Raw genomic sequence first — 16,388 nt, forward strand, 5'->3', positions numbered from 1 at the left:
AGGGCAGGAGCCCCGCCGTCGTAAAAATTCGCAAGTCTTGCTGCTTTGCGCAATTGAATCAGAACCTGGCGACAACAAGACTGAGTTGCAAATGGGGGATTGGTTCCGGCGGGTCACACGGAGAAGAGAATCTCTGAGCGGTGGCTAGAACCCTCCAGAAGGCCTTGCTCAGCTTTGTACGACGATGTCGGGTTCGTCATGCGCTCGCCTAGCCGTCGAGCGTTTGCCGACTCACGATCCCGACTTGCCTCGAAGTGCCAAAGATGAAAAACCTCTGTTGACCAGTAGCCGTTGATCCGCTTGAGGCCTGCCCGCTGCAACCGCCAGACAAAGTCCGCGTCCTCGTGCCCCCATCCAACAAAAGCTTCATCAAAGCCATTGACCTTGAAAAAATCATCTCTCCAAAGCGAAAAATTACAGCTCCTGATGCCGCTCCATTTGAAATGGGGAGATGCGTGACGCAGAAAGGGCGGAATTCTCGCGACCATAGGAATCCATTTGTTGATCCGTCTGAAAAAACGCTGTTTCATCCAAAATAGAATTGAATTTTGAACAAGCTCCGGGCGACGAATAATTTCCTCTGTAATATCTTGATCGAGCAGAATGCGGCTGCCATTGATGAAGCAGCCCTGTCTTCTCTGATGCACATGCTGAGAAACAAAATCATGGCGCGGAATGCAATCGCCATCAAGAAAAATAAGGTAATTTCCGCCTGAGTTGAGAACCCCTTGGTTTCTCGCGGTTGATGCAGTGAAGCCGATGTCTGGGTGCCATATATATTTAATTCTGAATGGCCATTCCTGGCTATGTAGAAAACTTTGTGTAATTTGAGTATGGCTTGCGTTTGAGCCGTCATCGGTGATAACGACTTCACTAGGTATGGTTTCCTGCTGTGCGAGCGCATTTAAAACGGCATTTAAGGCGTCGCTACGATTATAAGTGAGGATGATTATGCTTATTTCATTGGCCATCTCTGATCTCTTGTTGCGAAATGAGCCATAGTTTGATATATTTGTAGTAGGTTCCTTCTGCATTTGAAATGGCGAGCAATAATCCGAGTTTGCCATCGAGAAATCCAAGTTTCAAAAAGTAAGTGCGAATAAAGGCCCAGAACCCCCTCGCTATTGCCGCTGTCAGTGAAGTTTTTCGTCCTGATTTCGCTAATTTCTCGGCGCCGGCGCTGGAGTAAAAATTGATCTTCTCAAGAACTTCATCAAGGGAGCGATAGCTAATGTGCAAGAGCGGGTTATGCAATGCACCCAAGGATGCATCTGTGATTAATGATTCATGCACAATATCATTGGAAAATTGGGCACTGCCGCGCCGAAACAATCTCGCGACTCGATCCGGATACCAGCCGCCATAGCGCATGAACTGGCCGCAATAGCTTGATATGCGCGGCAAGGTGTATACGTGAAGAGATGAATGTTGTCGGATGACCGTTTTAATCTCGGCGGCAAGTTCTGGTGTGAGGCGTTCATCTGCATCGATGGACAGCACCCATTCACCAGTTGCCTGCCCCAACGCCCTATTTTTCTGAGATCCAAAGCCTGGCCAGTCTGTCTCATAGACGGTTGCCCCGAGGCTGACGCATATTTCCTGAGTTCCGTCGGTACTTCCCGAATCGAAAACAATGATCTCGTCAGCCAGCATCTTGACCGACTGAAGGCAGTCGGTGATGTTGTTGGCCTCATTTTTAGTGATAACAATAACGCTAAACTTGACTGAGTCATTCATGTTTCGATATATTTCTTATATGCCATGCTGGGCCCGGGTTGTTCCAATCTCGATCAGGTAGGAGAATTATTGAAAATAAAATGGCAAAGAAACGCCCCTCTCCAGCGTTGAGTAGAGTCGAGTTGAGCGCCGAATATAAAATAAATGCAAGTAGCAGTGCATAAGCCCATTCCTTTTTTTCGGGTGCTAAGCCTTGTGCTGCTTTATATAGCGCGATGATTAAGTAAAATTCAACCAGAAGGCCTAGCACGCCAAGCTGGGCTACGATCAACAAGTAATCGTTATGTGGGTTGGATGATCCAACTTGTTTTGTGCCGAGGATTTGCTGAGCGTATTGTGTCTCAAAAGACCCGGTGCCGTGCCCCAAGATAGGGGCGCTCTCAATAATTGCCAGACTATTTTTGAAAAATTGCCAGCGAATGACTATCGAACTTTCTTCGGTGGGGTGTTTGCTTTCCAGTGTTTGTGCATTAGCTAATGTCCTTTCTAGACGATCACGGGAAATAGGCGAGGCGAGCAAAATTGCCGCTATTCCAATCATGGCAATGGCAAAGGATGGTAGGCGCCAACTTTTTTTGATATGACGCACCAAAAATAATGCTGTTAGCGAAAAAAATATGACATATCCTGTTCGGCCGTTATTAATGGCCAATGTGTTATAGGCCATGCAAACGAACAATATAGCATAATATATTTGTAAATTAATTTTTTGAGATCTTATTGCTCTATACGCAAAGATATAGCTTGCGACGGAAGTGTATAAGCCAAAAGTAATTCTGTTTTGAAATCCAATATAGGCTTGATTTGGGTCGATAAATGGATGAATTAATCCAAAATATCGCATGTAAGATACAATCACCGACAACGTGATGGCGGCTAGCGCAGAATTGAGTGCGAGAATTCTCCACTTTTTATTTGGAGCCATTGCTATGATCAGTGGAATGGCTAATAACTTTAGGTATTTGCTCCAGAATTCAAATGCCTGGTGCAGGTCGGTCTTTCCATAAAGCATGCCAATTGCAAGCGCGGCTAGAAATAGCCAAGCTGCTTGAGATGGCTGATTGTTAAAAAGGCCTTTCCATATTTCTGCCTTATATGACTGGGTAAAAAAGGCTAGCAATAAAAGAACTAGCGCAAATGAACCCCATGCTGTCGGCAAGGGAGTGGACGCAGCTGCAAAGACAATCGCAATGCCGACAAGGACTGAAGGCCTAGGGGATAGAAGGGGCGCTATGCTCTGACGTTTTATTTGCATGAATTTTTCTATGCGTCTACAAGGTTCTGAAGGCTCTAAAAAACGGTCTGGTGCCGCGGTTCAGTTGCTGCTTGAACTTTTCAACGCCACCCCCCGCAATCGCTCCGCCGCGTTGCTCATCGTGTTGTTCGCTGCGATTGTGGCGGCCACCGAGCCGGTGCTTCCCGCTCTGATGAAGCATGTGCTCGACGTGGGCTTCACGGCCAAGCGGGACTTTCCTTTGTGGGCCGTGCCTGCGGTGTTGATGGGCTTGTTCACGGTACGCGGGCTGGCTTGGCTGGCCTCACAGTTTCTTACACAGTGGTTGACGCAGAACGTGCTCGCGCGGGTGCGTGAACTGGTTTACGGGCAGATTGTGCACGCGCAGCTGGCGCAACTCCAGCGCGAAAGTGCCAGCAGCCTGATTGGCGCGGCTGTGTACGAAGCGCAACTGGCGCTCGGCATGATCTTTCCGGGCCTGCTCACACTGGTGCGCGACAGCTTTACCCTGATCGCGCTGTTCGGCTACCTGCTGTGGGTCAACTGGAGTCTGACGCTGTTGACCCTGGCCATTCTGCTGCCGCTCATCTTCACCATGCGCATCATCAGCCGCCGCGCCAAACGGTTGAATGCGCAGATGCAGAAGGCCGCAGAAGAAACCTCCTATGCCCTGGAAGAGGGCATGCTGGCCGCGCCGGTCATCCGCGTGCACAACGCCCAGGGCGGTTTCGCTGAGAGGTTCGACCGCATCAACCAGGCCCTGCGCCGTACCACCGTGAAGACGCTGGTGTCGGGTTCCACCACCACGCCGGTGTCGCAATGGTTGTCGGCCCTGGCCGTGTCGGTCGTCATCGTGTTTGCCATGTGGCAGAGCGATGTTTCTGGGCGTCACAGCGTAGGCGGGTTTGTGTCGTTCATCACGGCGATGATGATGACGCTCTCGCCGCTGCGGCGCGTGGCCGACATCGTTCAGCCCATGATGCGGGCGCTGACCTCCCTCGATCGTCTGCGCGGCATTGTGGACGCGCCGCGTGAGCACGACACCGGCACGCACACCGTCGAGCGCGTGCGCGGCGACCTTGAGTTCGACGATGTGGGCGTCACCCTCAGCGCCATGGACCGCCCTGTGCTCGACGGCATTTGCCTGCGCGTGCAGGCGGGCGAGAGCCTCGCGCTCGTGGGCCCGTCGGGTGCTGGCAAGACCACGCTCATGCGCCTCGTGCCGCGCCTGCTCGAACCCAGCCAGGGCCGTCTGCTACTCGACGGCGTGCCGCTGCGCGACTGGAATCTGCACAGCCTGCGCGAGCAGATCGCCTATGTCGGACAAGACGTGGTGCTGCTCAACGACAGCATTGGCGCCAACGTGAGCTTTGGTTCCGAGGTGGACGAAAGCCGCGCCTGGGCCGCGCTCGACGCCGCCGCGCTAGGCGAGTTCGTGCGGGGCCTGCCCGGCGGCTTGCAGGCCCCGGTGGGTCACAACGGCTCGCAGCTCTCGGGCGGACAACGCCAGCGACTTTCCATTGCCCGTGCGCTTTACCGCAACGCCCCTCTGCTCATTCTCGACGAAGCCACCAGCGCGCTCGACGCCGAAAGCGAGCGCCTCGTGCAGCAGGCCATCAACCGCCTCATGGAAGGCCGCACCACCATCGTCATCGCCCACCGGCTGGCAACAATAGCCCACTGCCACCGCATCGCGGTGCTCGACGAGGGCCGCCTGATCGAACTCGGCACCCAAGACGAATTGCTGCAGAAAGGCGGGCTCTATGCCCAGTTGCACCACATGCAGTTTCGGCCAGGGGAGGCGAAGTCCGTGCCGAGCGAATGATCCGGTACGTTGACGTTTGAGACCGAGCCTCCCCACCCCGGCCCTCCCCACAAGTGGAGAGGGAGAGAACACGCCCTCCACGGCGTGAGGGGAGAGAATGCCCCTCCCCCACGGGGTGGGGGAGGTTGGGAGGGGGAAATGCCCAGCCCCGTCTTCCCCCACGGGGTGGGTGGGGCAAAACGGCCTTTTCCGCCTGCGAATGAGATCGAGAGGGGAAGCGGCCGTCGCTTGGTCACGACCCATGAACCGTTCATCCCTCTCAATGCAGAATCAATCACTCAAATCCGACCATCCTCCCGATCCCGCGGAATGCCGGGTTTTTAAGGCGGGTGAGTGTGCCTGTCCTTTAAGATGACTCGCTTTTAGGCCGCCTTGCCTCGCCCATGTCTGCATTCCGAACCGCCCTCAACGATCTTACCCGCAGCATCTTCGCCTGGCGTTTGTGGAGCCTGCTGGGCTGGCTCGAAATTCGCCAGCGCTATGCGCGTTCCAAAGTTGGCCCGTTCTGGCTCACCATCAGCATGGGCGTACTGGTTGGCACGCTGGGGGTGGTGTATGGCACCTTATTCGGTCAGAACCTCAGTGATTATTTACCTTTGCTAGCCATCGGCATCGTCATGTGGGGGCTGTTCTCGAGCATCGTCAATGAAGGCTGTACCGCCTACATCAATAGCGCCAACTACATCCGCCAGGTGCACACCCCGCGGCTTATCTACATCTTGCAGGTCGCGTGGCGCAATACGGTGATCTTTGCGCACAACTTCATCATTGTGTTGATCACCCTGGTGATCTTCGGTGTGAAGAGCTGGGCCACCATGCCCCTGTTCATTCCGGGCCTGGCGCTTTTCTTGCTCAACGCCATGTGGATGGCGGCCGTGGCAGGTTTGATTTCGGCGCGCTTTCGCGACCTGCCACAAATCGTGAGCGCCCTGCTGCAAGTCGCGTTCTACGTCACCCCCATTCTGTTTCATGGCGGCATGCTCAGCGGCAAACACCAATGGATCGTGGAGTTCAACCCGCTGGCGTATCTCATCGACATCGTGCGCCAGCCCCTGGTGGGCGAAGTGCCGCCGCCTTTCACCTGGGGGCTCACCATCGGCATGGCCGTGTTCGGCTGGCTGCTCGCGCTGGGTATGACCGGGCGCTACCACCGGCGCATTCCGTATTGGGTGTGAACGCGTTGCGCTGTCATTCAAAGCGGAGTCAGGGCAGTGCAGGCTGATGCATGACACCAAACCCCTCTGGACACAGGGCTCAAGCCTCAAAAAAGGGGGGGCTATTGGTCGAAAGCCCGAATCTGATTTGAAGTTGGCTAAACTAGACTCAATTTCCGTGCAAATTGCGAGTGCTATGCAGACCGTCAACATTCACGAAGCCAAAACCACCTTGTCTCAATTGATTGAGCGTGTCGAGCATGGTGAAGAGGTCATCATCGCCCGGGCGCGCAGGCCCGTGGCTCGGCTGACTGCCTTGCAGGCCACGGCGAAGCCGACCGTGCGCCTCGGCTTGATGAAAGGCCAAATTCAACTCGCTGAAGACTTTGACGATCCTTTGCCCGCCGAGGTGCTGCAGAGTTTCACCGAAGGGCAAAAGATTTGAAATTGCTTCTGGACACCCATGTGATGCTGTGGGCGATGACAGACGACCCCCGCCTGTCGGGTGCAGCGCGCGAGCAGTTGCAAGCCGCAGACGCGGTGTATGTCAGCGCCGCCTCGTTGTGGGAAATTGCCATCAAGGCGGGCCTGGGGAAAATTGAGGTTGAGGTTGCCGAGTTGACCCGGCAGCTTCATCTGGCGGGGTTTCAAGAGTTACCCGTCACCTGGCAGCACACTCTGAAAGTTGTTTTGCTGCCTAATCATCACAAAGATCCGTTCGACAGGCTACTCATCGCGCAAGCCCTTTCAGAGCCGCTGCGCTTGCTCACCGCCGATAGGCAATTGCCTGCGTATTCAAGCGACCTCGTCACCCTGGTGTGACACCCGAGCCCCACAACCCCATGCCTGCCAGCATCACCCTCCAAAACGTCCATCTCGACCTGCCCATCTTCGATGTGTCGGGGCAGTCTCTCAAAAAGCGCGTGCTGCGCATGGGACGCCGCAACCGCATTGCCGAAGACAACACCGGCGTGGTCGTGGTGCGCGCCATTGACGACCTCAGCCTCAAGCTGGAGAGCGGCGACCGCCTGGGCCTCATCGGCCATAACGGCGCCGGCAAGAGCACCCTGCTGCGGGTCATGGCAGGTATCTACCCGCCCAGCAGTGGCACGGTGGACGTGCAAGGCAAGTCGGTGCCGCTGCTCGACATCGCCCTCGGCATGGACGACCAGTCCACCGGCCGCCAGAACATCCGCCTGCGCGGCCTGCTGCTGGGCATGACCGACGCCGAAATCAAGCGCAAGACCGAAGACATCGCCGAATTCACCGAGCTGGGCGACTACCTCGACCTGCCATTGCGCACCTATTCCAGCGGCATGCGCGTGCGCCTGGCCTTCGCCATTTCCACCGCCGTGGAGGCCGACATCCTGCTGCTCGACGAAGTGCTCGGAGTGGGTGATGCCAGCTTTCAGGACAAAGCCAACAAACGCTTGCAAGACCTGCATGCTCGTGCGGAGATTGTGGTGCTCGCTATTCACAACAGCGACGCAATCCGAAAAACTTGTAATAAAGTGCTGTGGATGGAGCGTGGCAAAGTGAAGATGTTTGGCGAGGTTGACGAGGTCGTCAGTCAGTACGACCAAGTGATGCACCCTCACGAGATGCCGCCACCTGTCCCCAAAATGCTACGGAAGCGCGTTGCGAACACAGCTTTCTCCCAACGCAAACAGAGCCAGCGTCGAACGCCTTGACGTGGCCCATCCTCCTATGAACACCTGTCAAAAACTTCTGCCCGTCATTCTGTCTGGTGGTGCGGGCACCCGGTTGTGGCCCGTTTCGCGCGAGCAGCATCCCAAACCCTTCATGCAGTTGGCCGACGGCCAGAGCCTGCTGCAAAAGACTTTTCTGCGTGCAGCGGCCCTGCCGGGCGTCGAGCAAGTCCTCACCGTCACCAACCGCGATCTCGTGTTCAAGACCAAAGACGAGTACGCCCAGGTCAACCCCACCGGCAAGGCCACGGCCTACATTCTTGAGCCCTTCGGCCGCAACACCGCCCCCGCGCTGGCCGCCGCCGCCCTCTGGGCCGAGAAGCACCTCGGGCCAGATGCCACCTTGCTCGTGCTCGCCGCAGACCATCTCATCACCAAGCAGGCAGAGTTCACCACTGCCGTGAATCAAGCCTGCGAGCTCGCGGCACAGGGCAAGATGGTGACCTTTGGCATCCAGCCCACGGCCCCAGAAACCGGCTTCGGCTATATCGAAGCGGAGGGCAACACCGTGTTGCGCTTTGTGGAAAAACCGACGCTGGCCAAGGCCTCCGAATTTTTGAGCAGCGGGCGCTACCTCTGGAACAGCGGCATGTTTTGCTTCCGTGTGGATGCCGTGCTGCGCGAGCTTTCAGAACATGCCCCCAATGTGCTCGACAGCGTGCAGAACTGCCTGGGCGCTTCGGCGGAAATTCAGGGCGGTGGCATCAGCCAGGTGGAGATGCGACCCAAAGCCTTCGAATACGCCCCCGACATCTCGATTGATTACGCCTTGATGGAACCCTCCACCGAGGTGGCCGTGGTGCCGTGCGACATAGGCTGGAGCGACATCGGTTCGTGGAACGCATTGAGCGACCTGCAAGATGCCGATGCGCGAGGCAACCGCATCCTCGGTGAAGCCTTGCTGCACGACGCGCGCAACTGCTATGTACAAAGCCCGCAACGCATTGTCGGCTTGGTGGGGGTGCACGACCTGATCGTGGTGGACACCCCAGACGCCGTGCTTGTGGCCGACCGCAGCCGCGCCCAAGACGTTAAACAGATCACCGCACAGCTCAAGGCCAGCGGCCACGATGCCTACAAAATCCACCGCGAAGTTCACCGGCCGTGGGGCACCTACACGGTGCTTGAAGAAGCTGAAGATTTCAAAATCAAGCGCATTGTGGTTAAACCCAAAGGCACGCTTTCGCTGCAGATGCACCACCACCGCAGTGAGCATTGGATTGTCGTTTCCGGCATTGCAAGAGTGATCAACGGCGAAAAAGACATGCTCGTGCGGACCAATGAGTCCACCTACATCCCTGCGGGTACCCAGCACCGCTTGAGCAACCCTGGAATGGTTGACCTCGTCATGATCGAGGTACAGAGCGGCGATTATCTTGGGGAGGATGACATTATTCGATTCGCCGATGAGTACGGGAGAACAGGTGCCGCATGATGAAGGAAATTTTAATAATTGGCGCTGGCGGCCACGCGAAGGTAGTTCTTGAGGCAATTATTGAAGGGGGATGGGCTCGCGCCGTGGGGTTTGTGGCGCCTCAGGGTTCCCAATCACGCTTGTATGACTTGCCTGTTTATTCGGGAGCAAGCGAGATGGAGGTAATAAAAAATATTGGAATACAGAATATCGTCGTTGCTTTGGGAGATAATACAAAAAGATTACAGATTGCGCGCGCTCTCTCGAAGAGTGGGTGTGAATTCCCAGCAATAATACACCCAAGGGCCTATATTTCAAGATCTGCGTCGATATCGCGCGGAGCTGTTATCTTGCAGAATGCAAGTGTTGGTACTCATGCCCAGATTGGTAGCTTTGTGATCATAAATTCAGGTGCAATCGTAGAGCACGACAACGAAATACGTAGCGGTGCACATGTCGCTCCTGGTTGCGCCTTAGCCGGTCAAGTTTATGTAGGAGAAAAAGCGCTAATTGGCGTCGGGTCTTCAATTAAACCAGGCGTTCGGATCGGCCGCAAAGTCATTGTTGGGGCGGGCACCGCTGTGGTGAGAAATATACCAAATTCACAAATCGTTGTAGGTGCAGCAGCACGTGAAATCAATAAGAAATCATGAATTTACATATAGCGGTAATATTGCCTGCGCCCTATGAAGGAGGGGTGCTCAAAAGTGCCGTCAACATGGCAAAAATGCTAGTGATCGGCTCGAAGAAGCGTGGAGACGAGGTGAGGGTGAGCTTTGGATATCCGAAAGGTACAAAATTTAGAAAGGGCTCAATTGAGTCGCTAGGAAATTATGGCGTAAATGCAAGGGAGTTCACGCTTCAAATTATGCCGAGCGATCTCTTTAAGGTCTATGATGAATTTCAAGAAGATTACTCAAAAAATATTGATGAAACGAGTCAGGATGTAGTTGTTTTTAATGACGGAATGAGTAATTTCGAAGAGGCCGACTTTTATTTGATTGCCTCCGATAACATACCATATTCAGCAAGAATTAAAAAGCCATATTCAGTGGTCGTGTACGACTATGTTTGCCGGTATTACCCCGATATATTCGATGAAAATGGATGGCGCCTAATGGATCTGCGCGCTGGAATTTCATTGCGCGCGAATTTTATAGTCGCAACATCGAATCAAACTAGATCAGACATAATTAACTTCATAGGTGCCCATTCTGAAAAAGTATTGCGAGCACCATTGGATTTCGATCCGATGCTAGATGTTGGTTATTCGTTGTCAAAAGAGGTGCGCAGCCGAAATAGAATATCTTGGGCGACCACCTACTCGCAGCATGAAAATCATCTTGAAATATTGGATTCGATCGAGTTAATTCTTAGTGAATGCGCCGAGCCTATATATGTCGACGTAATTGGTTCGGTTTTCCAATTTTCGCCGGAATTCTCCGAGGTTGATGCGCATCCATATATTAAATCTGTAGCGAAGAAAATTAAGAATTCACCGCTTCTAAGAAGGGCGCTGAATTTCACAGGGTATTTAGACGACGCGACATTTTTAGCAACGATCGCTCGATCAGCATTCCTCCTGCATGGCACGCGGTTTGATAATGGAACCTATACGGCGATAGAGGCTGCAAGGCTAGGAACTCCAACTTTATCGGCAGGTTATGCAGCTATGCGAGAAATTGATGAGAAATTCCAGCTAGGAATGGAATTTTTTGATTTAAATGGATCCAATCTGCCAGAAAAAATTAAATATATGATTAATAATCAAGATGCTCTAAGGGAAAGAATGCCAAGTAAGGAGGTCCTTGATGGAAAAACATATATTCAGGCGGCGCCAGAATTTTGGGATGCGATTAAGAGCGGCCTCCATTCAAATCCCCTCTGATTGATACCCAATTTATGGATATTATATTTTACCAGCGAAGCTCGGAAACTTCGGCGAGTGAGGGTTTGAACGTCTTGTTTGCTGATTTGCTGATCGGTGCTGCAGATATTGGTGAGGTAGTTAGGGTATTTACCACGCGCCGACATTATGATGGCCTTATTAAAGCGCTTACAACAAATGGAATTGATTTAGGAAAAGTTGAAATTAAAGTGGAGATGGCCGGAAGCTGGATTTTGAGGCGCGCTCGATGGGGGGGCGTAGCCATGAAGAAATCTAAGATCAGAGCATCGACGGGTGGGCGAATGGAAGCCGTGCGTGATCGTTTAATTGTTCTATTTGCACGGTTATTGGATTTTTCGCCAATAACTTTAATTCCTAAAATGTTGTTGGCGTTCCTTTTAGTCTCCCTCGGATTGTTGACATTTCCTTTGATTTTCGCCTTAGGTGCGCTTGTAGCTTGGCGCGCGATTTGGAGGCGGCGGCGGGCGATCGCGCATAGGTTGCGCATTATGCGTTTCCTGCGGATTTTTGCGAATTTTAAGTCGAGCATTGACGCAACCATTCAAAACGAGAAAATTAAATTCTTGGAGGCGTCATATCGATTGGAGTCGCGGCGATTGGGGCGAATTATTGATTCAGATGAGTCAGTTAAATGCATATTATTTATAAATGCATTTGAAGGATATCTTGTCGAATCTATTCACAGAGTGCGGAAGGTCGTTGTATTTCCAGATTTGGTTACAGCGGCTTTTCCGAGCCGATATCCGCAGGGAGTATTGGGGGAAAATTTGCATATTTCTATCTCCAAGGCGATTAACAATGCAAATGATGTCATTTGTTATTCGAATTACACTCGCGATAGACAACTGCGACGATTTTTTCCGTCGGTTTCTGCGGAGAAAATTAGCGTCATTCCGCAAGGATTCTTTGTAGATGAGCTGGGGCGGACTTCATCGAGATCAGAAGCATTTCAGATTCTACGGGCTCGCGTTCCTCCTGTTAAGCATATCGAATTGGTTGAAATGCTCGCGAAGGGCGAGGGAAAATATTTGATTTACCCTTCAGTAGATCGACCTCATAAAAATACGATCACGCTGGTTAAGGCTGTCGAAAAATTATTGAGAGTTGAGCAAATTCAAGTAAAACTTATTTGTACCTCGCATAGCATTTCAGCTGAAGTTCTCGAATATATCCAGGAGCGGCGTCTGGATCGTGAAATTTTGTTCTTGCCAACAGTCCCAATCGCAATGCTGAATTTCCTGATCGCGAACGCGGCTGCGGTTGTTCACCCAAGTTTGGCTGAGGGGGGGGATATATTTAATGTGTCTCGCGCCGTCGCTCTTGGAGCGCCCGTAATTGTTTCGGATATACCCGTTGTCCGGGAAATGTTTTTGAGATATTCAATTTCAGAGAATTTATTTTCTGGGTGGATCTTTGATCCGTATGATTTAAATAAACTTGTAAAGATGATTCAGGTGGTCTTGGCCGAAAGGGTTGAATTTGTACGTGCGCAGCATATTCTTGCAGATGTCCACAAGGGGTACACCTTCTCGGATATGGCACGCAGTTATTTAAATGTCATTAATGGAAATTGAGAAATGAAAAATATTCCGGTATATGAGCCAATGCTCGGGTCGGCAGAAAAGGCATACGTAAAGGAATGTCTTGATTCAAACTGGATTTCTTCGCGAGGGAGGTTCATCGGTCAGTTTGAGGGTATGCTGGGGCAGGTCACTGGTTCTGCCGATGCAGTTGCGGTTTGCAACGGTACCGTAGCGCTACATTTGGCGCTGCTCTCACTTGGGATCGGCCCTGGTGATGAGGTTATAGTGCCTACGTTTACGTATATTGCGAGTGTTAATGCAATTGCGTACGTTGGTGCCACTCCGGTGTTTGTGGATTCGTTAACGGATTCGTGGCAGATCGATCCGAGTGCTGTTGAGCGTGCGATAACTCCAAGAACACGAGCAATTATGGCAGTTCACTTATACGGGCAACCATCGGACATGCTTCAGCTGATGGCAATAGCTGAGCGCAATGATATTTTTGTCGTTGAGGATTGCGCGGAGGCTATCGGCTCAAAGATTGGTGAAAAATCCGTTGGGACATTTGGCCATATTGGCACATTAAGTTTCTTTGGTAATAAGACAATTACCACTGGTGAGGGTGGCGCACTCATTGGTGTGCACCCTGAATACTTAACCGCAGCGCGAAAGCTGCGTGGCCAAGGTTTGGCTGGTGACAGGGAATATTGGCACGACGTTGTAGGGTATAATTATCGAATGACCAATATTTGCGCTGCAATTGGGGTCGGTCAATTGGAGAATTTTGATTATATTTTGAGTAAAAAAAGAAAAATAGCGGAGCAATATAGAAGCCAAATCGATTCTAAATATGCAAAATTGCACTGGGAGATTGGCGGCACAACAAATTCGTTTTGGATGTGCACTATCTCTGTAAACGATGGTGGGTCTAGAGATGGTTTGCGGGAATTTTTGAAGTCCCGCGGAATTGAGACTCGACCTGGATTTTATCCGGCGCACATGATGCCCATGTATGCTAGATTTTCAAGCGGACATTATCCGGTTGCGTGCGAACTGGCGGCGAAGGCCGTAAATTTGCCGAGTTCACCCCTTCTCAGTGAAGATGATGTCGCGTATGTTGCAGACATGGTTAATAAATTTTTTGGTTAATTTGATATGAAAAATTGCATTATTACGGGAATTTCCGGCCAAGATGGTGCTTATCTTGCGGAGCTCCTCCTGTCGAAGGGCTATACGGTCTACGGCACGTACCGGCGTACTAGCTCCGTTAATTTCTGGCGGATCGACGAGTTGGGCATTGCCAAGCATCCGAAACTGCATTTGGTCGAGTACGACCTGACGGACCTGGGGTCGTCCATTCGTCTGCTGCAGAGCACGGGTGCCACGGAGGTCTACAACCTCGCGGCGCAGAGCTTCGTCGGGGTGAGCTTCGACCAGCCGCACACCACGGCGCAGATCACCGGTATTGGCGCGCTTAACTTGCTGGAAGCCATTCGCATCGTCAATCCGAAAATTCGCTTCTATCAGGCCAGTACCTCGGAAATGTTTGGCAAGGTGCAGGCCATTCCGCAAGTGGAAGACACCCCGTTCTATCCCCGCAGCCCTTACGGTGTTGCCAAGCTTTATGCCCATTGGATGACGGTGAACTACCGCGAGAGCTACGGCATCTTTGGCAGCAGCGGCATCTTGTTCAACCACGAGAGCCCGCTGCGCGGCCGCGAGTTCGTCACGCGCAAAATCACCGACAGCATGGCCAAGATCAAGCTCGGCAAGCTGGACGTGCTGGAACTCGGCAACCTCGACGCCAAGCGCGACTGGGGTTTCGCCAAGGACTACGTGGAAGGCATGTGGCGCATGCTGCAGGCGGACGAGCCCGACACGTTCGTGCTCGCCACCAACCGTACCGAGACGGTGCGCGACTTCGTGTCCATGGCCGCCAAAGGCGCTGGCATCACGCTCGAATGGCAGGGCAAGAATGAGCAAGAGCGAGGCATCGATACTGCCACGGGCAAGACCATCGTCTCCATCAATCCGAAGTTTTACCGGCCAGCCGAGGTTGACTTGCTCATTGGCAATCCAGCCAAGGCCAAGGCCAAACTCGGCTGGGAGCCGACCACCACGCTGGAGCAACTGTGCGCCATGATGGTGGAGGCCGATTTGCGCCGTAACGAAGCCGGGTTTTCTTTCTGATGCGCGCACCCGTCGTACTGGTGACTGGAGCGGGCGGGTTTACTGGTCGCTATCTGGTACCTGCGCTCCGTAGCAAAGGCTATGGTGTGGTCGGTTTGGGTGAGGGGGTTTCGTCGGCAGATCGCGATCTGGCCTGCAATCTGACGGATGCCACCGCGGTGCGCGCAGCTGTGCAGGGGGCACGGCCCACGCATGTGGTTCATCTGGCTGGGCTTTCGTTCGTGGCGAGCGGAGACGCATGTGCCTTTTATGATGTCAACCTGTTCGGCACGTTGAATCTGCTCGAAGCCCTTGCTGCGTTGCCTGAATTGCCGTGCAAGGTGTTGATTGCCAGCTCGGCCAATATCTATGGCACCCCGGGTATCGAGGTCATCGATGAATCGGTTTGCCCCGCGCCCGTCAACCACTATGCCTGCAGCAAGCTCGCCATGGAACACATGGTGCGCACCTGGTTCGACCGATTGCCCATCGTGATGACCCGGCCGTTCAACTACACCGGGATAGGGCAGGACGAGAAGTTTCTCATTCCCAAGATCGTGAGTCATTTCAAACGCCGCGCGGCCAAGATCGAGCTGGGCAATCTGGACGTCAGCCGAGACTTCTCGGACGTGCGCGATGTGGCCGCGGCTTACATGGGGTTGCTGGAGGCTGATGTGCGGTCTGAGGTTTTCAACGTCTGTTCGGGCAAGGCGGTGGCCTTGCGCGAGGTGCTGGACATCATGACCCGCAGGACGGGTCATGCCATGGCCGTGCAAGTCAACCCAGCCTTCGTGCGGCCGAACGAAATTCCCGTGCTTCGTGGTTCGCACCACAAGCTCACAGAAGCCATCGGGTTTGCTCCCCGCCATGCCCTGGAAGACACTCTAGCGTGGATGCTGCAGGGTGATGCGGCCACTGGAGCCGTTGCTTGAAAGTTTTGTTCAATGTGCAGTCGCTGTTGCCGCCGCGCACCGGAATTGGCCTTTACACGCAACATCTCATCGAGGCGCTGACGGCCACGGGAGAACTTGATGCCGTGGCGGGTTTCCTGGGGGGGCGCATTTATCGCGGTGAGGCGCTTCACGCCTATGTGAATGAAGATCGGTCTGCCCATGCCGCCCCGGCCTTGATGAGCCCACGGGGCAGGCTTGCAGCGCTGAAGGTGGCGATACGGGGGGTTCCAGGGGCATACGCGGCAAGGCAGGCTTTGCGCGAATGGCAGGATGGTCGCCGTATTGGTGTCTTGGCCAGAGAAGGGTTTGTCTACCACGAGCCTAACTACGTCCCGGTGCGATATGCCGGCCCCTTGGTCATCACGGCGCACGACCTCTCGCATGTGCGCTATCCGCAGTTTCATCCTGTAGAGCGAGTGGCTTTTCTCAACAAGCATTTGGCTTCGGCGTTAGCCAGGGCTGACCGGGTGGTCACCGATTCGCACTTTGTCGCGGGCGAGCTTGCAGAGGTGTATGGCATTCCGGCAGGCAAGCTTTTTGTCACCCACCTCGGGGCGGACGCAGACTTTCGCGTGAGGACATCGGAAGAGGTCGCAGAGACCTTGAAGGCCTTCGGTCTTCGGTATCGGGGCTTTGTGCTTTCCGTCGCCACTCTGGAACCCCGTAAAAACGTGGAACGCCTAGGAGGCTGTCGGACTTTCCAGGCTTTCGCCTGATGGTTCGATCCGAGACAATGGCGACAGTCCATTGAGGAGTTCCTC

General features: G+C 53.5%; 16 protein-coding genes. 13 read left to right on the top strand and 3 right to left on the bottom strand.

Translation table 11 applies throughout. From position 1 onward, the window contains the following. Window positions 1-113: 113 nt before the first annotated feature. Genes BVH73_RS11025 through BVH73_RS11035 form a run of 3 tightly spaced genes read right to left on the bottom strand, consistent with a single transcriptional unit; the run spans window position 114 to window position 2,992 of the window. Window positions 114-971, bottom strand: a complete 858-nt coding sequence (locus BVH73_RS11025; RefSeq protein ID WP_079418636.1) for a glycosyltransferase — start codon at window positions 969-971, stop codon at window positions 114-116. Further along, on the bottom strand, window positions 961-1,737 hold the full coding sequence (locus tag BVH73_RS11030) for a glycosyltransferase family 2 protein (protein WP_079418638.1): 777 nt from the start codon (window positions 1,735-1,737) through the stop codon (window positions 961-963). The genes BVH73_RS11025 and BVH73_RS11030 overlap by 11 nt, the downstream gene beginning before the upstream one ends. Continuing rightward, a complete protein-coding gene (locus BVH73_RS11035; RefSeq protein ID WP_079418640.1) occupies window positions 1,730-2,992 on the bottom strand; it encodes an O-antigen ligase family protein in 1,263 nt (420 codons plus the stop codon). Before BVH73_RS11035 ends, BVH73_RS11030 begins: the two co-directional genes overlap by 8 nt. A 64-nt stretch (window positions 2,993-3,056) precedes the next feature. Here BVH73_RS11035 and BVH73_RS11040 point away from each other — a divergent pair, with 64 nt between their 5' ends. The 13 genes from BVH73_RS11040 (at window position 3,057) to BVH73_RS11095 (ending at window position 16,343) form a co-directional block, all read left to right on the top strand. Then, window positions 3,057-4,796 (top strand): ATP-binding cassette domain-containing protein, encoded by a 1,740-nt coding sequence (locus BVH73_RS11040; RefSeq protein ID WP_245800323.1) that lies wholly within the window; start codon window positions 3,057-3,059, stop codon window positions 4,794-4,796. 383 nt (window positions 4,797-5,179) lie between these two features. Further along, window positions 5,180-5,971 carry an ABC transporter permease gene (locus tag BVH73_RS11045; RefSeq protein ID WP_079418644.1) on the top strand — a complete coding sequence of 264 codons (792 nt, stop codon included), beginning with the start codon at window positions 5,180-5,182 and terminating at the stop codon, window positions 5,969-5,971. Window positions 5,972-6,017: 46 nt separating this feature from the next. Continuing rightward, window positions 6,018-6,395, top strand: coding sequence for a type II toxin-antitoxin system Phd/YefM family antitoxin (locus BVH73_RS11050; RefSeq protein WP_245800324.1), 378 nt, complete (start codon window positions 6,018-6,020; stop codon window positions 6,393-6,395). Continuing rightward, window positions 6,392-6,772, top strand: a complete 381-nt coding sequence (locus BVH73_RS11055; protein WP_079418648.1) for a type II toxin-antitoxin system VapC family toxin — start codon at window positions 6,392-6,394, stop codon at window positions 6,770-6,772. The genes BVH73_RS11050 and BVH73_RS11055 overlap by 4 nt, the downstream gene beginning before the upstream one ends. A gap of 20 nt (window positions 6,773-6,792) precedes the next feature. After that, window positions 6,793-7,641 carry an ABC transporter ATP-binding protein gene (locus BVH73_RS11060; RefSeq protein ID WP_079418650.1) on the top strand — a complete coding sequence of 283 codons (849 nt, stop codon included), beginning with the start codon at window positions 6,793-6,795 and terminating at the stop codon, window positions 7,639-7,641. Window positions 7,642-7,657: 16 nt separating this feature from the next. Further along, entirely contained in the window at window positions 7,658-9,094 is a 1,437-nt protein-coding gene (locus BVH73_RS11065) for a mannose-1-phosphate guanylyltransferase/mannose-6-phosphate isomerase (RefSeq protein ID WP_079418652.1), read from the top strand. Next, complete coding sequence (locus BVH73_RS11070) at window positions 9,091-9,726, top strand: acetyltransferase (protein ID WP_079418654.1); 636 nt, start codon at window positions 9,091-9,093, stop codon at window positions 9,724-9,726. Before BVH73_RS11065 ends, BVH73_RS11070 begins: the two co-directional genes overlap by 4 nt. Beyond that, window positions 9,723-10,961: a glycosyltransferase family protein gene (locus tag BVH73_RS15825; RefSeq protein WP_154048476.1), complete on the top strand. Its 1,239-nt coding sequence runs from the start codon at window positions 9,723-9,725 to the stop codon at window positions 10,959-10,961. The genes BVH73_RS11070 and BVH73_RS15825 overlap by 4 nt, the downstream gene beginning before the upstream one ends. Before the next feature lie 65 nt (window positions 10,962-11,026). Continuing rightward, complete coding sequence (locus BVH73_RS11075) at window positions 11,027-12,556, top strand: glycosyltransferase (RefSeq protein ID WP_169836772.1); 1,530 nt, start codon at window positions 11,027-11,029, stop codon at window positions 12,554-12,556. 3 nt (window positions 12,557-12,559) lie between these two features. Further along, window positions 12,560-13,654 carry a DegT/DnrJ/EryC1/StrS family aminotransferase gene (locus BVH73_RS11080; RefSeq protein WP_079418659.1) on the top strand — a complete coding sequence of 365 codons (1,095 nt, stop codon included), beginning with the start codon at window positions 12,560-12,562 and terminating at the stop codon, window positions 13,652-13,654. A gap of 6 nt (window positions 13,655-13,660) precedes the next feature. After that, complete coding sequence (gene gmd / locus BVH73_RS11085; RefSeq protein WP_079418661.1) at window positions 13,661-14,695, top strand: GDP-mannose 4,6-dehydratase; 1,035 nt, start codon at window positions 13,661-13,663, stop codon at window positions 14,693-14,695. Next, window positions 14,695-15,606: a GDP-mannose 4,6-dehydratase gene (locus BVH73_RS11090; RefSeq protein ID WP_079418663.1), complete on the top strand. Its 912-nt coding sequence runs from the start codon at window positions 14,695-14,697 to the stop codon at window positions 15,604-15,606. Before gmd ends, BVH73_RS11090 begins: the two co-directional genes overlap by 1 nt. Next, window positions 15,603-16,343: a glycosyltransferase gene (locus BVH73_RS11095; RefSeq protein WP_154048477.1), complete on the top strand. Its 741-nt coding sequence runs from the start codon at window positions 15,603-15,605 to the stop codon at window positions 16,341-16,343. Before BVH73_RS11090 ends, BVH73_RS11095 begins: the two co-directional genes overlap by 4 nt. Window positions 16,344-16,388 lie beyond the last annotated feature (45 nt).

Source organism: Thiomonas intermedia (genome assembly GCF_002028405.1).
Classification (GTDB): domain Bacteria; phylum Pseudomonadota; class Gammaproteobacteria; order Burkholderiales; family Burkholderiaceae_C; genus Thiomonas; species Thiomonas intermedia.

What these genes read in the sequence shown, in the direction of transcription:
- BVH73_RS11060 (WP_079418650.1), top strand. Translation starts at nt 6,793, where the DNA reads ATGCCTGCCAGCATCACCCTCCAAAACGTCCATCTCGACCTGCCCATC.
- BVH73_RS11030 (WP_079418638.1), bottom strand. Translation starts at nt 1,737, where the DNA reads ATGAATGACTCAGTCAAGTTTAGCGTTATTGTTATCACTAAAAATGAG.
- BVH73_RS15825 (WP_154048476.1), top strand. Translation starts at nt 9,723, where the DNA reads ATGAATTTACATATAGCGGTAATATTGCCTGCGCCCTATGAAGGAGGG.
- BVH73_RS11070 (WP_079418654.1), top strand. Translation starts at nt 9,091, where the DNA reads ATGATGAAGGAAATTTTAATAATTGGCGCTGGCGGCCACGCGAAGGTA.
- BVH73_RS11065 (WP_079418652.1), top strand. Translation starts at nt 7,658, where the DNA reads ATGAACACCTGTCAAAAACTTCTGCCCGTCATTCTGTCTGGTGGTGCG.
- BVH73_RS11080 (WP_079418659.1), top strand. Translation starts at nt 12,560, where the DNA reads ATGAAAAATATTCCGGTATATGAGCCAATGCTCGGGTCGGCAGAAAAG.
- BVH73_RS11025 (WP_079418636.1), bottom strand. Translation starts at nt 971, where the DNA reads ATGGCCAATGAAATAAGCATAATCATCCTCACTTATAATCGTAGCGAC.
- BVH73_RS11050 (WP_245800324.1), top strand. Translation starts at nt 6,018, where the DNA reads ATGCATGACACCAAACCCCTCTGGACACAGGGCTCAAGCCTCAAAAAA.
- BVH73_RS11045 (WP_079418644.1), top strand. Translation starts at nt 5,180, where the DNA reads ATGTCTGCATTCCGAACCGCCCTCAACGATCTTACCCGCAGCATCTTC.
- BVH73_RS11035 (WP_079418640.1), bottom strand. Translation starts at nt 2,992, where the DNA reads ATGCAAATAAAACGTCAGAGCATAGCGCCCCTTCTATCCCCTAGGCCT.
- gmd (WP_079418661.1), top strand. Translation starts at nt 13,661, where the DNA reads ATGAAAAATTGCATTATTACGGGAATTTCCGGCCAAGATGGTGCTTAT.
- BVH73_RS11090 (WP_079418663.1), top strand. Translation starts at nt 14,695, where the DNA reads ATGCGCGCACCCGTCGTACTGGTGACTGGAGCGGGCGGGTTTACTGGT.